General features: G+C 72.2%; 13 protein-coding genes. 11 read left to right on the top strand and 2 right to left on the bottom strand.

The window, feature by feature from the left end; genetic code table 11:
- Positions 1 to 7 precede the first annotated feature (7 nt).
- On the top strand, positions 8 to 931 hold the full coding sequence (gene mqnP, locus OYE22_RS13540; RefSeq protein ID WP_277320638.1) for a menaquinone biosynthesis prenyltransferase MqnP: 924 nt from the start codon (positions 8 to 10) through the stop codon (positions 929 to 931).
- 320 nt (positions 932 to 1,251) lie between these two features.
- Positions 1,252 to 1,986, top strand: a complete 735-nt coding sequence (locus OYE22_RS13535) for a UbiX family flavin prenyltransferase (RefSeq protein ID WP_277320637.1) — start codon at positions 1,252 to 1,254, stop codon at positions 1,984 to 1,986.
- Positions 1,987 to 2,225: 239 nt separating this feature from the next.
- Here OYE22_RS13535 and OYE22_RS13530 read toward each other — a convergent pair whose 3' ends face one another.
- Positions 2,226 to 2,363, bottom strand: coding sequence for a hypothetical protein (locus OYE22_RS13530; protein WP_277324440.1), 138 nt, complete (start codon positions 2,361 to 2,363; stop codon positions 2,226 to 2,228).
- 138 nt (positions 2,364 to 2,501) lie between these two features.
- On the opposite strand from OYE22_RS13530, the gene OYE22_RS13525 reads away from it, so the two are divergent.
- The 8 genes from OYE22_RS13525 to OYE22_RS13490 all read left to right on the top strand — a co-directional run bounded on the left by OYE22_RS13525 (position 2,502) and on the right by OYE22_RS13490 (position 11,487).
- Positions 2,502 to 2,957, top strand: a complete 456-nt coding sequence (locus OYE22_RS13525) for an Lrp/AsnC family transcriptional regulator (RefSeq protein ID WP_176163376.1) — start codon at positions 2,502 to 2,504, stop codon at positions 2,955 to 2,957.
- Between the two features lie 147 nt (positions 2,958 to 3,104).
- On the top strand, positions 3,105 to 4,283 hold the full coding sequence (mqnE, locus tag OYE22_RS13520) for an aminofutalosine synthase MqnE (protein WP_277320636.1): 1,179 nt from the start codon (positions 3,105 to 3,107) through the stop codon (positions 4,281 to 4,283).
- A gap of 228 nt (positions 4,284 to 4,511) precedes the next feature.
- Positions 4,512 to 5,138 (top strand): UdgX family uracil-DNA binding protein, encoded by a 627-nt coding sequence (locus OYE22_RS13515; RefSeq protein ID WP_277324122.1) that lies wholly within the window; start codon positions 4,512 to 4,514, stop codon positions 5,136 to 5,138.
- Between the two features lie 201 nt (positions 5,139 to 5,339).
- Complete coding sequence (locus OYE22_RS13510) at positions 5,340 to 5,858, top strand: GNAT family N-acetyltransferase (protein WP_187060078.1); 519 nt, start codon at positions 5,340 to 5,342, stop codon at positions 5,856 to 5,858.
- A 132-nt stretch (positions 5,859 to 5,990) separates the two neighbouring features.
- A complete protein-coding gene (locus OYE22_RS13505; protein WP_277320635.1) occupies positions 5,991 to 6,278 on the top strand; it encodes a DUF4229 domain-containing protein in 288 nt (95 codons plus the stop codon).
- A gap of 442 nt (positions 6,279 to 6,720) precedes the next feature.
- Positions 6,721 to 8,040 carry a dicarboxylate/amino acid:cation symporter gene (locus OYE22_RS13500; RefSeq protein ID WP_277320634.1) on the top strand — a complete coding sequence of 440 codons (1,320 nt, stop codon included), beginning with the start codon at positions 6,721 to 6,723 and terminating at the stop codon, positions 8,038 to 8,040.
- Between the two features lie 270 nt (positions 8,041 to 8,310).
- A complete protein-coding gene (locus OYE22_RS13495; RefSeq protein ID WP_176163381.1) occupies positions 8,311 to 8,952 on the top strand; it encodes a TetR/AcrR family transcriptional regulator in 642 nt (213 codons plus the stop codon).
- Positions 8,953 to 9,639: 687 nt separating this feature from the next.
- Complete coding sequence (locus OYE22_RS13490; RefSeq protein ID WP_277324121.1) at positions 9,640 to 11,487, top strand: AMP-dependent synthetase/ligase; 1,848 nt, start codon at positions 9,640 to 9,642, stop codon at positions 11,485 to 11,487.
- Positions 11,488 to 11,810: 323 nt separating this feature from the next.
- Here the strand turns inward: OYE22_RS13490 and OYE22_RS13485 are convergent, their stop codons facing one another.
- The gene (locus OYE22_RS13485; protein ID WP_003984261.1) at positions 11,811 to 12,014 is read right to left on the bottom strand and encodes a cold-shock protein; all 204 of its coding nucleotides are present in this window, start codon (positions 12,012 to 12,014) and stop codon (positions 11,811 to 11,813) included.
- 314 nt (positions 12,015 to 12,328) lie between these two features.
- Between OYE22_RS13485 and OYE22_RS13480 the strand changes: the two genes are divergently transcribed.
- The gene (locus OYE22_RS13480; protein ID WP_277320633.1) at positions 12,329 to 13,219 is read left to right on the top strand and encodes a menaquinone biosynthesis protein; all 891 of its coding nucleotides are present in this window, start codon (positions 12,329 to 12,331) and stop codon (positions 13,217 to 13,219) included.
- Positions 13,220 to 13,342 lie beyond the last annotated feature (123 nt).

The following is a 13,342-nucleotide window of genomic DNA, read 5'->3' as shown; positions in this document are numbered from 1 at the left end:
CGCCCCCATGAGTGCTGAATCGGCAACGTCGGAAGTCATCGGGCCCGAGCCCGCCCCACCCGGCAAGGTCAAGGCGTTCCTGCGGCTGGTGATGATCGAGCACTCGGTCTTCGCGCTGCCCTTCGCGTACATCGCGGCGCTGACCGCGATGTACGGCGAGGACGAGAACATCCACTGGGGCACGCTGTTCCTGGTGACGCTGGCGATGGTGGGGCTGCGGACCTTCGCCATGGCCGCCAACCGCATCATCGACCGCGAGATCGACGCGCGTAACCCGCGCACGGCCGGGCGCGAGCTGGTCACCGGGGCGGTGTCGGTGCGCTCGGCGTGGACCGGCGCGCTGGTGGCGCTCGTGTTCTTCCTGGGCGCCGCCGCGCTGCTCAACCCGCTGTGCCTGGTGCTCGCGCCGGTCGCGGTGGTGCCGATGGTGGTCTATCCGTACGGGAAGCGGTTCACGAACTTCCCGCACGCCATCCTCGGCATCGCGCAGGCGATGGGCCCGATAGGGGCGTGGCTCGCGGTGACCGGGGCGTGGTCGTGGGACGCGGTGATACTCGGCCTCGCGGTCGGCGTGTGGATCGGCGGCTTCGACCTGATCTTCGGCTGCCAGGACGTGGCGGCCGACCGGGCGCACGGCGTGAAGTCGGTACCGGCGCGGTTCGGCATCCCGGCGGCGCTGTACGGCGCGCGCGGCAGCCACGTCGTGACGATGGGGCTGCTGGTCTGGTACGCGCTGGCGACGGACGCGGGCGCGCTGTTCTGGGTGGGCCTGGCGATCGTGGCGGTGGCGTTCGTCTACGAGCACTCCATCGTGCGCCCGCACGACCTGTCCCGGCTCAACCGGGCGTTCTTCACCGTCAACGGCGTCATCGGGATCGTGCTCTTCGTGTGCACGCTGGCCGACCTGTTCGTGCGTGGCCTGACGCTCTGAGCCACGGGCCGGGCGGCGGGTTCGGGCCCGGCCGGCGGGCCCGGCCGGCGGGCCCGGGCGGGCCGGGCCGGGCGGGCCGGGCCGGGCCCGGGGTTGGTCTCGGCACGGGCGGCGGTGGGGCGCGCGGGCGCCCGGGTCGGGGCCGCCCTGGGGCGCGCGACCGCCCGCGTGCGCCCGCCGATCCGGGGGCGCATCCACCCCCGGGAGCGCCGCCTCCCGGGGCCTGCCCACCCGGCCCCGGCACCGTCGGCGGCGTCCCGGAAAGGGCCGGGGCACCGGCGGCCGGATGGGCGCCACGGGGTGCCGGATAGGCTCGGTCCGTGGAACGACTCCAACCCGCACCCCAGCGCCGACCCTGGATCGTGGGGGTGTCCGGCGCCTCCGGCACGCCCTACGCGGCCTCCGTGATCCGCGCGCTGCTGCGCGCGGGCGAGCCCGTTGACCTGGTCATCAGCCGCGCCGCCCGGCTGACCCTGCTCGACGAGACCGGCATCTCCTTCCGCGACGCGCACTGGCGCGCGGACCTGGTCCGCTGGCTGGCGCGGGGCGCCGACGGCAGCGCGGACGCGTTCGCCGACGAGGTACGGCAACTCGCCGCCGAGAGCGGCGACGAGGCCCCCGACAAGACCGCCGACGTGCGCTACTGGACCGCCGGTGACCTGGCCGCCGGCCCGTCGTCCGGCTCGTACCCGGCGCAAGGGATGATCATCGTCCCGGCGAGCACGGCGGGCGTGGCCGGCGTCGCGCTCGGGCTCTCGAAGGACCTGCTGCAACGGGCGGCGAGCGTGACGCTCAAGGAGCGCCGGCCGCTGATCGTCGCGCTGCGCGAGTCCCCGCTGACCGGACAGACGCTCCGGCACCTGGTCACGCTCGACGAGGCGGGCGCCGTGGTGCTGCCCGCCTCGCCGGCGTTCTACGCGGGAGCGAGGCACATCCAGGAACTGGTGGACTTCGTCGCCGGGCGGGCGCTGGACGCGGCGGGGGTGCCGCACGCGCTGTACCGCCGATGGGAGGGGGAACTCGGTGGTGCCAGTGGTTCGCGCCGTGCGGGGTAGCGCCGCGGCGGGGCTCCGGTGTCGGTGCCTCGGGGTGCGTTTCGGCGGCGCGTACGGGCCTCGCGGAGCGGGCCCCGGACATGGAGAAGCGGCAGGCCGGGGGGTTGGTGCTGCCCCGTGCCCTGCCGCCGTGACGCGTCCTGCTGAGGGCGCGGCTCCGGCGGGACGCGTGGGCGCCGGAGTGCGCGAGCCTGACGCCGGGCGTCAGGCCGCATCGGGTCGATGCGGTGCGGCTGGGATCAGCGCTTCTTGGCGCGGCCCTTGTGGGCCTTGGCCGAGGTCTCGCGCTGCTGCTGCGCAGCCTGCTGAGCACGCGAGCGGTTGGCCAGCTCCTGCAGCTCACGCATGCGGGCATAAGCCATCTCGATCGTGTACAAGGGGTAGCTCACTCCTGAAGAATCGTCGTTGATTGAGGTAGTTCAGCTAGAGATTCGCAGGACATCGCGCCCTGCATGCCTTAGATTCTACACCCAAACCTTCTTGATCGCAGAACTTTGAAAGGTGCGTGCCGTCACATGGACGCGGTGGACAGGCAACTCATCCAGGCCCTGCGGGAGAACGGTCGGGCCTCGTACGCGGAGCTGGGGCGGCTCGTGGGTCTGTCCGGGCCCAGCGTCACGGACCGGATCAACCGCCTGGAGGCGGCCGGGGTGATCACCGGTTACCGCGCGACCGTCGACTCCGCCTCGCTCGGCCTCGGCGTGACGGCGCTCATCGGCATCCAGCTCTCCGACGCGGTGGACCACGAGGACGTGGCCGACCGGCTGCGCGACCTGGCCGAGATCGAGGACTGCTGGTTCATCGCGGGCGACGACTCGTACATGCTCAAGGTCCGCGCCGGCGACGTGGACGACCTGGAGCGCACCATCCGCCGCCTGTCCGGCACCACCGGCGTCTCGCGTACGCGCACCACGATCGTGCTCTCCACCAAGTGGGAGAACCGGGTCGGGGAGCTGCCCGAGGACGTGTGACCGCGTCCCCGGGGGCCTAAACGTGGCGCACCCCACCCGCCGCCCGCCGCTGGTGTGAGCCGGGCGGGTGGGGCGCGCGCGGCGGGGAGTACGCTCGGTGCAGCCCGATGGACAGAGGTATATGGGAGGCGCCGGATGGCTGGGTCTATGGCCGTGTCAACGAATGACGCGGGGCTCAAGCGGGAGCTGGAGCAGAAGATCCGCGCCGGGGAGCGGCTGACGCGCGAGGACGGCATCGCCCTCTACGCGTCGGACGACCTGGCCTGGCTCGGCGGCCTCGCGCACGAGGTGCGCACCCGTAAGAACGGTGACGTCGTCCACTTCAACGTCAACCGCCACCTCAACATGACCAACGTGTGCACGGCCTCGTGCGCGTACTGCTCCTTCCAGCGCAAGCCGGGCGAGAAGGACGCGTACACCATGCGCATCGAGGAGGCCGTGCGGCTGGCCAAGGCGATGGAGGCGGAGAACCTCACCGAGCTGCACATCGTCAACGGCCTGCACCCGACCCTGCCCTGGCGCTACTACCCGCGCTCGCTGCGGGCGCTGAAGGAGGCCCTGCCGCAGGTCTCCCTCAAGTGCTTCACGGCCACCGAGATCCAGCACTTCGAGAAGATCTCCGGGCTCTCCGCCTCCGAGATCCTGGACGAGCTGATCGACGCCGGCCTCGAATCGCTCACCGGCGGCGGTGCCGAGATCTTCGACTGGGAGGTCAGGCAGCACATCGTGGACCACGACACCCACTGGGAGGACTGGTCCCGCATCCACCGCCTGGCGCACGAGAAGGGCCTCAAGACCCCGTGCACGATGCTGTACGGGCACATCGAGGAGCCCCGCCACCGGGTGGACCACGTGCTGCGGCTGCGTGAACTCCAGGACGAGACCGGCGGCTTCCAGGTCTTCATCCCGCTGCGTTACCAGCACGACTTCGTGGACGTGAAGGACGGCAAGGTCCGCAACCGGCTCCAGGCCCGCACCACCATGGCCACCGGCGCCGAGGCGCTGAAGACCTTCGCGGTCTCGCGGCTGCTGTTCGACAACGTGCCGCACGTGAAGGTGTTCTGGGTGATGCACGGCGTGCAGACCGCCCAGTTGGCGCTCCAGCACGGCGCCGACGACATGGACGGCTCGGTCGTCGAGTACAAGATCACGCACGACGCGGACAACTACGGCACCCCCGACAAGCTGACCCGCGAGGACATCCTCGACCTGATCCGGGACGCCGGCTTCCGCCCGGTGGAGCGCAACACGCGCTACGAGATCCTGCGCGAGTACGAGGGCCCCGACCCGGCCCGCCGCGACGCGCCCCAGCCGATGCGCCTCTGACCAGGTCTCCACGGCCCCGGCCCCAGCGAGCCGAGCCCGTCCGTCGCCGCCCGCGACGCCGCCCTCGCGGTGGTGTCGCGGGCGGCGGCGTCTGAGCCGGGCCCGCGCGGGTACCCGGCCCGCGTGACCAGCGGCGGTGGCAGGAGCAGCAGCAGCGCGCGGGGCGCGGCGAAGCCCGCCCGCGGCGAGGTCGGTGAGCCGGAGCGGGCGTACGACGCGACCCCGTTCGTGCCGGCCCGGGCCAAGCTGCCCGGGCTGCGCCGGGCGGCGGCCGGGTGTCGGGGCTGCCCGCTGCACGGTCCGGCCAGCCAGACCGTCTTCGGGGCGGGGGACGCGAAGGCGCCGCTGGTGCTCGTCGGCGAGCAGCCGGGTGACCAGGAGGACCGCAAGGGGCACCCGTTCGTGGGGCCCGCGGGCCACGTGCTGAACCGGGCCCTGGAGGAGGCCGGGATCGACCCGGAGCGGACGTACGTGACCAACGCGGTCAAGCACTTCAAGTTCGAGCACGTCCCCGAGCGCGGCAAGCGCCGCATCCACAAGCCGCCGAACCTGCGCGAGCTGAGCGCCTGCCGCCCCTGGCTGGCGGCCGAGCTGGCGCTGCTCGACCCCGAGGTGCTGGTGGCGCTCGGCGCGAGCGCGGGCAAGGCGCTGCTCGGTTCGTCGTTCCGGGTCAGCAAGGAGCGCGGGGTGCTGCTGCCGTGCCCGGCCATCGGTGACTACCAGGGCCGGGGCGACTGCCTGCTGGCCACGATCCACCCCTCGGCGGTGCTCCGCGCCGACGACCGCGAGGCCGTCTTCGCCGGCCTGGTCGCGGACCTGCGGGTGGCCGTACGGGCGCTCGACTCCCGCCCCTGAGCCCGCCCGCCCGCGCACGGGCCGCGACGGCGGGCCGTACGTCCGGCCGCGCACGGCCCGCCACGCCCCCGCCGGCCGCGCCCATCCCGCGCCGCCGTATCCGGAACGGCGGCCCCCGCGCTGGTCAAGGGGGGTCGGTGCCGCGTGCGTCACATCGAAGGAGGGGTGCGCTCTGCGACAGGTAATGGCTACGATCCAGAAATGACCCTTACCTATGTACGCGATCCCGAGCTGACCCCCGCCCTCCAGGACGAACTGGTGCGGCTGTGGGTCGACGTGACCAACGCGGGCGGCGCCGTCGGCTTCGTGCCGCCCGTCGCGGACGGCGACATCCGCCCGGTGGCCGAGGGGCAGCTCGACGCGGTGCGCGGGGGAGGGGCGCGCCTGCTCGCCGCGTATGCCGACGGGCGACTGGTCGGCACCGTGTTCATCGCGTCCAACCGGCACCGGCTGATGACGCACTGGGCCACGCTGGTCACCGTCATGATCGAACCGACCCTGCAGGGCGGCGGACACGGCAAGGCCATGCTGCGCGAGGCCATCGACATGGCGCGTGACCTGGGCTTCGCCTCGCTGCGCCTCGGGGTGCGCGGCGGCACGGGGGTCGACGCCTTCTACGCCACGGTCGGCTTCAAGGAGGTCGGCCGCGTACCCGAGTCGATCAGGGTGGCGGAGGGCGACTACCGGGACGACATCTGCATGTGGCTGCGGCTGGACTGAGGCTCGGGGGCCGGGCCGGCGACGGACGGTGGAGCCGCCTCCCACGGTGCTTTTCCGACGTGATTCACTAGAAGGGCAGGCGAACACCATCCGGCCGATACCGCAGCACCCCCGGGAGAAAGAAGACCAGCCGTGTCTCTCACGTCGAGCGCCACGCTCCGATACACCGCCATGCGTCTGGGCATCTTCGTCGGTTGCTTCCTGGCCCTGTGGGGCCTGGTCCACTTCGGCGTCCTGCCGTCCGGTCTGGGCGACTCCAACCTGCTGTGGGTGCTGCTCCTGGCGATCGTGGTGTCGGCACCGCTGAGCTTCGTGGTGCTGCGCAAGCAGCGGGACGCCATGTCGGAGCAGATCGTCGGCAAGGTGGACCGCGCCAAGGAGCGCCTGGTGGCCCACCAGACCCAGGAAGACGGGGTGTAAGGCTCCTCACACCCCGGTCGGGCCGGCGCGACGCCGGCCCCCACCACCTCACCCCACGCCCCCACCGCGCATTGCCGCCCGCGGTGGGGGCGTTGGCGTTCCCCGGGCGCGTACGGGGTCGCCCCCGGAGCGCGGTCCGGCCGCCCGCACGCCGGCCCGCGAGGCCCGAGGGGGCGGCTCGTCCCAAAGATCTCCTTTGGGTTCCCCAAAGTTAAAGTGTTAACGTCATTGCCATGTTGACCGCAGCCGCGCCCCGATTCCCCACGAGCGTTCCGCTCGTGGCGCGCCTGCACATCGATCTTTGCCGCTGTCTGTCTGCGGCCTGTCGCCGCCTCTAGTACGTGCGCACAGCGGCCGGAGACCCCGTATCTCAGCGGAGCTCCAGGCGCCGCCCCCTGATCCACATCTGACCTGGCATCCGTCTGTCCTCGGAGAGTGTCCGTTGTCGTCCCCACGCCTGTCCGTCCCGCGCGCCCTGCGGGTTCCCTTCTGGGCGCAGATCCTCCTCGGCCTCGTCGCCGGTGCGCTGCTCGGCTGGGCCGCCCGCAGCGGTGACGTCCAGTGGCTCATCACCACGCTGGACAAGATCGGCTCGATCTTCATCCAGTTGCTGAAGCTCGCCGTCGCCCCGCTGGTCTTCTTCGCGATCCTGGTGTCGATCACCAATCTGCGGAAGGTCAACAACGCGGCCCGGCTGGCCACCCACACCCTGCTGTGGTTCATGGCCACCTCGCTGATAGCCGTGGCCATCGGCCTGTTCATCGGCCTGGTCACCAACCCCGGCTCCGGCACCGGGCTCACCCCGGCCGACGGCGCCAAGCCCGAGCACAAGGGCTCCTGGCTCGACTTCCTCACCGGCATCGTGCCCAGCGACGTGATCACGCCGTTCACCGAGCTGAACGTCCTGCAGATCGTCTTCATGGCGGCCGTCGCCGGTGCCGCCGCCCTCCAGCTCGGCGAGAAGGCCGAGCCGATCCTGAACCTCAGCCAGGCCGTCCTGGAGCTGCTCCAGAAGGCCCTGTGGTGGGTCATCAAGCTGGCCCCGCTGGGCACCCTCGGCCTGATCGGCACCGCGATCGTCGAGTACGGCTGGGACCTGATCAGCAAGTACGCGACCTTCACCGCCGACATCTACGTCGGCTGCGCCCTGGTCCTGTTCGGCGTCTACCCGCTGCTGCTCGCCACCGTCGCCAAGCTCAACCCGCTGCACTTCTACCGTGGCGCCTGGCCGGCGATCCAGCTCGCCTTCGTCTCCCGCTCGTCGGTGGGCACCATGCCGCTGACGCAGAAGGTCACCGAGCGGCTCGGGGTGCCCAAGGAGTACGCGTCCTTCGCCGTGCCCTTCGGCTCCACGACCAAGATGGACGGCTGCGCCTCGATCTACCCGGCCATCGCGGCGATCTTCATCGCGCAGATCTTCGACGTGCAGCTCGACATCGGCGACTACCTGCTGATCGCGTTCGTCTCGGTGATCGGCTCCGCCGCCACGGCCGGCCTCACCGGCGCCACCGTGATGCTCACCCTGACCCTGTCCACGCTGGGCCTGCCGCTGGAGGGCGTCGGCCTGCTGATGGCCATCGACCCGATCGTGGACATGATGCGCACCGCCACCAACGTGGCCGGCCAGGCGCTCGTCCCGGTCCTGGTCTCGGCCCGCGAGAAGATCCTCGACCACCGGGCGTACGAGACGGCCTCCGCCTCGCCGCTGGACGAGGGCCAGCCGGAGGGCAAGCAGGACGGCGCGCTGCCGGCGGCCGCGTAGCGGACCGCGAGTCACCAGGTGCCCCGGTCGCCCGGCGCGACCGGGGCACCGGTGCGCGCGGTGGCGGCTCGTCGGTGGTGGCTCGTTGATCGCGGGTCGCCGGCCCAGAGGCCGGGCCCGTGCGCACCCAGCACACCGGTGACATGGGAAGCAGGCATCGCCCCCGTCCCGTCGATCACTTCTCGCGGTCGGCGCCTGGCGGGGATGATGCCCGGGTGGGGAACGTAGCTTTACTCGTCAGCACGTTGGGTTCTCGGAGGGGCGTTGCACATGGGTGGCGGTAGGAGCAAGCGGATGCCGCGGGCGGTGCGGGAGCAGCAGATGCTCGACGCCGCCGTGCGGACCTTCGCGCGACGGGGCTACCGGGCCGCTTCCATGGACGACATCGCCGAACTGGCCGGGGTCTCCAAGCCGCTGGTGTACCTGTACCTGAACTCCAAGGAAGAACTGTTCACCGCCTGCATCAGGCGCGAGGCGAAGGCGCTGGTAGCGGCGGTGCGCGCGGCCGTGGAGCGCGACGTGCCGGCCGACCGGCAACTGTGGAGCGGGTTGCGCGGCCTCTTCACGTACACCGCCGAGCACCCGGACGGCTGGGCCGTCCTGCACAGCCAGGCGCGCTCGCAGGGCGAACCGTTCGTGCGCGAGGTGGCGGCCATGCGCGCCGAGTTGGTCAGCTTCGTGGAACAGCTCATCGGCGAGGCGTCCAAGGAGGCCGACTGCGACCCGGAGTTCGCCGACCGGGAGGTGGCCGGCCTGGCGTACGCCCTGGTCGGGGCGGCCGAGTCGATGGCCGACTGGGCGGGCTCGCCGGGCGGCCCGACGGCCAAGGAGGCCGCGGCCACGCTGATGAACTTCGCCTGGGCCGGCCTCGGCAACCTGCTGCGCGACCAGAAGTGGCAGCCGAGCGCGTGACGGCCACGGGCCCGGCCACCGGGCCCTGACCTCGCCGGCGGGGGCCCCGGCCGGCCCGTGGCGGGCGCGGCGCCCGCGCCGTAGCGGTGGAACCGAACCCCACATCGCGGCCGCGATGTGGGGTTCAGGCATTGGCCAACCGCTTCTTCTGGCGTAGCTTACTTGCAAGTAAGGTTACTGAGCGGTCAGGAGCTGGCCGACGGTGACCGCCGCAAGGACCTGGGGCGGGCCGCCGCCCGCCCCGCCCCCTCCCGCGCGCCCACGCACCCCCGCTCGACCGCGCGCACGCGCTCGACTCCACCCGCCCGAGTAGGCCACCCGCCTACGTGGCGGCCTGGTCGGTCTCACCCCGGCGGCCACCCTCACCCCCGCCCCGCCGCCAGCCGAGCCGCCGTACCTCCGCACGCCCCGCACCTCCGCACTACCCGCACCTCCGCACGACGCGCACCCCGAAACACCACCACAGGAGTCACCCAGCAGAACCTGGAGCCGCTCGTGTCCCCACAGCACCCCGCGCGGTCCGCACGCTCCGCGCGCCCCCACCACCCCGGTTCGCGTACCGCTGCCCCCGACCCCGCCCAGCAGGGCCCTGACCTCCCGCGACAGGCGGCGGGCCGGACGGACCGCCCGCTGCCCGGTGCCGCGGCGGCGGGGCCGCCCGTCCTGGTGGAGCCGGTGAAGACCGTCGTGGCAGGCGTCGTACGGGAGGTGGCCGTGCCGGCGTTCGTGCCCGAGGTCACGCGCGGCTCGCTCGGCGACATCCCGTTCGACAACGCGGCCGACGCGCCCACCGAGGCCGTGCTCAGCCGCAAGCAGCCGGACGGCACGTGGCGGGACGTGACCGCGGCCGAGTTCGCGTCCGCCGTGCTCACCACCGCCAAGGGGCTCATCGCGCACGGCCTGCGCCCCGGCGACCGGCTCGCCATCATGGCCCGTACCAGCTACGAGTGGACCCTCCTCGACTTCGCCGCCTGGGCCGCCGGGCTGGTCACCGTCCCGATCTACCCGACCTCCTCCGCGCTCCAGACCCACTGGATACTGCGCGACTCGGGCGCCGCCGCGTGCGCCGTCGAGGGCGTCGAGCAGGCCCGTCTGGTCAGCGGGGAGCGCACCCGCCTGCCCGGCCTGGTCCACCTGTGGCAACTCGACGCCGGCGCCATCGGCCAGATCGGCGCCAGCGGGCGCGACATCCCCGACGAGGAGGTGGCCGCGCGGCGCCGACAGCGCCAGCCCGCCGACATCGCCACCCTCGTCTACACCTCGGGCACCACCGGTCGCCCCAAGGGCTGCGTGCTCACCCACGCCAACTTCTTCGCCGAGGTGGACAACGGCATCGAACTGCTGCACCCGGTCTTCCGTGCGACCAGCACGGAGCCCGCCGCGACCCTCCTCTTCCTCCCGCTGGCCCACGTCTTCGGGCGGATGATCGCGGTCGGCTGCCTGCGCGCCCGGGTCCGCCTGGGCCACGCGCCCAGCACCCAGACCGACGACCTGCTCGCCGACCTCGCGGGCTTCCGGCCGACGTTCCTGCTGGCCATCCCGTACGTCCTGGAGAAGGTCCACAACACCGGGCGGGCCACGGCCGAGCGCATGGGCCGCGCCGCCTCCTTCGACCGCGCCACGCGCGTCGCCCAGCGCTACGGCCGGGCCGTGCTGGCCGCCGAACGCGGCACGGGCCCCGGCCCCGGACCGGGTCTGAAGGTGGCCCGGACGCTGTACGACGCGCTGGTCTACCGCCGCATCCGGGCCGTGCTCGGGGGCGGGGTGCGGTACGTCGTGTGCGGCGGCTCGCCGCTCGGACACCGGCTGGCCGCGTTCTACGCCGGCGCCGGCGTGGACGTCTTCGAGGGGTACGGCCTGACCGAGACCACCGCCGCCGCCACCGTCACGCCGCCGCTCGCGCCCCGGCTCGGCACGGTCGGCTGGCCGATGCCCGGCAGCGCGGTGCGGATCGCCGACGACGGGGAGGTGCTGCTCCGTGGCGGCCAGGTCTTCGCCGGTTACTGGGACGGGGAGCGCGGCACGAGCACGCCGGCCACCACGGCCGACGGCTGGTTCGCGACGGGCGACATCGGCGGCCTGGACGCCGACGGCTACCTCACCATCACCGGCCGCAAGAAGGAGCTGATCGTCACCTCCGGCGGCAAGAACGTGGCGCCCGCGCCGCTGGAGGACCGGCTGCGAGCCCACCCGCTGGTCGGCCAGTGCATGGTCGTCGGCGACGACCGCCCGTACGTCACCGCCCTGATCACCCTGGACCCGGACGGCCTCGCGCACTGGCGCCGGATGCGCGGCAAGCAGGAGGTGCCGCTGCCCGAACTCGTCCGGGACCAGGTGCTGAGGGCGGAGCTGGCGCGGGCCGTGGACGACGCCAACACGCTGGTCTCCCGCCCCGAGTCGATCCGCCGCTTCCGGGTGCTGCCGGTCGACTTCTCCGAGGCGTCCGGCCACCTCACACCCTCGCTCAAGCTGCGCCGGACCGCGGTGGCCAGGGACTTCGCCACGGAGATCGAGGAACTGTACGCCCGCGAGTGAGCCCCGCCCCGGGAAATGGGGGCCGCGACCTTGACCACGCGGAACGCGGAACGCGGAGGCCGGAACTCCGTAGAAACACGAGGGAAACCCGGCAAGAACCCGCAAGAAGCGAGCGAGGGGCAGCGCAAAAGTCGCCAGAACTCACCAGGGCTCCGTCGGAGTCGACAACACCGAAGAGGCGTACGGGAGCGGCGAGAGACGGGGACCGGAAAAAGGCAGGAGCCCCGCTTCCCGTCGAAACGGGGAGCAGGGCTCCTTGGGTACTACATCAGGAACGAATAGGTGCCGACCGCGATGGCCGAACCCGCTGCGGATCCAAAGGATCAGACAGGGGTTACGTTCTCCGCCTGCGGGCCCTTCGGACCCTGCGTGACGTCGAAGTTGACCTGCTGGTTCTCCTCCAGGGAGCGGAAACCAGAGGCGTTGATCGCGGAGTAGTGGACGAAGACATCCGGGCCGCCGCCGTCCTGGGCGATGAAGCCGAAGCCCTTTTCAGCGTTGAACCACTTCACGGTTCCGGTAGCCATAAGCCCTCCTTGGGCCAAAGGGTTGCCCTGCTCCAGAACCTGCGAGAAGTCTGAAAACTACAAAAGCCTGCGGCGTCACATGCTCCGCAGGCTCTGTACTGCAAGGGAAACCAAACTGCAACTTGCGGCGAGCCTAGCACGGCAGATGCCGAGGGGAAAGAGCGAAAGATCACGAGGACGGGCGGTTTCCAGGCGCCACGGAAGGGAAAAGCGCGCACGTCAACGGGGCCCGGGCAGCCGGCACAATCCCCCGCGCCGCGCCACCGCGCCCCCCCGGCGCCACCCACCCATCACCCCGGGGCTAGCCTCCGGATGTGGACAATTCAACCCCTGTCGCCGCTACCGCCACCGGCCACCGCCGGAGCCGGCCGCGGGTCGGCCACATCCAGTTCCTCAACTGTCTTCCGCTGTACTGGGGGCTCGCCCGCACCGGCAGCCTCCTCGATCTCGAGCTGACCAAGGACACCCCCGAGAAGCTCAGCGAGCAGCTCGTCCGCGGAGACCTGGACATCGCCCCGGTCACCCTGGTCGAGTTCCTGCGGAACGCGGACGACCTGGTCGCCTTCCCCGACCTCGCGGTCGGCTGCGACGGCCCGGTCATGTCGTGCGTGATCGTCTCCCAGGTGCCGCTGGACCAGTTGGACGCCGCACGCGTCGCCCTCGGCTCGACGTCGCGCACCTCCGTACGGCTCGCGCAACTCCTGCTCTCCGAGCGCTTCGGCGTACAGCCCGAGTACTACACCTGCCCGCCCGACCTCGGGCTGATGATGCAGGAGGCGCAGGCGGCGGTGCTCATCGGCGACGCCGCGCTGCGGGCCAACCTGCACTACGCGCCCAGGTTCGGGCTCGACGTGCACGACCTGGGTCAGATGTGGAAGGACTGGACGGGACTGCCGTTCGTCTTCGCGGTCTGGGCCGCGCGCCGCTCCTACCTGGAGCGGGAGCCGGAGCTGGTGCACAAGGTGCACGAGGCGTTCCTGTCCTCGCGCGACGTCTCGCTGGAGGAGGTCACCAAGGTGGCCGAACAGGCGGCGCGGTGGGAGGCGTTCGAGCCGGAGGTGCTGGAACGGTACTTCACCACCCTCGACTTCAGCCTCGGCGCCGACCAGCTCGCCGGCATCGCCGAGTTCGCCCGCCGCACGGGCCCCACCACGGGCTTCCCCGCCGACGTCCGCGTGGACCTGCTGACCAACGGCGCCCACTGACCCCGGCGACGGGACCACACCCCGGGGACCGGGATCACTCCCCGCCCCGTGCCCCACCCTGACGCCCCGCCGTACGGCCGCCGCCCGCTCGCCCCGGGCGCGGTCCACGCGTGGGGGCGGCCT

Origin of the sequence: Streptomyces sp. 71268 (assembly GCF_029392895.1) — a bacterium.
Classification (GTDB): Bacteria; Actinomycetota; Actinomycetes; order Streptomycetales; family Streptomycetaceae; genus Streptomyces.
This window is presented reverse-complemented; position numbering and strand designations above follow the sequence as displayed.

Bases quoted from the DNA above. Each gene is read 5' to 3' on its own strand.
- OYE22_RS13510 (WP_187060078.1), top strand. From the start codon at position 5,340: ATGACCCTTACCTATGTACGCGATCCCGAGCTGACCCCCGCCCTCCAG.
- OYE22_RS13485 (WP_003984261.1), bottom strand. From the start codon at position 12,014: ATGGCTACCGGAACCGTGAAGTGGTTCAACGCTGAAAAGGGCTTCGGC.
- OYE22_RS13495 (WP_176163381.1), top strand. From the start codon at position 8,311: ATGGGTGGCGGTAGGAGCAAGCGGATGCCGCGGGCGGTGCGGGAGCAG.
- OYE22_RS13525 (WP_176163376.1), top strand. From the start codon at position 2,502: ATGGACGCGGTGGACAGGCAACTCATCCAGGCCCTGCGGGAGAACGGT.
- mqnP (WP_277320638.1), top strand. From the start codon at position 8: ATGAGTGCTGAATCGGCAACGTCGGAAGTCATCGGGCCCGAGCCCGCC.
- mqnE (WP_277320636.1), top strand. From the start codon at position 3,105: ATGGCCGTGTCAACGAATGACGCGGGGCTCAAGCGGGAGCTGGAGCAG.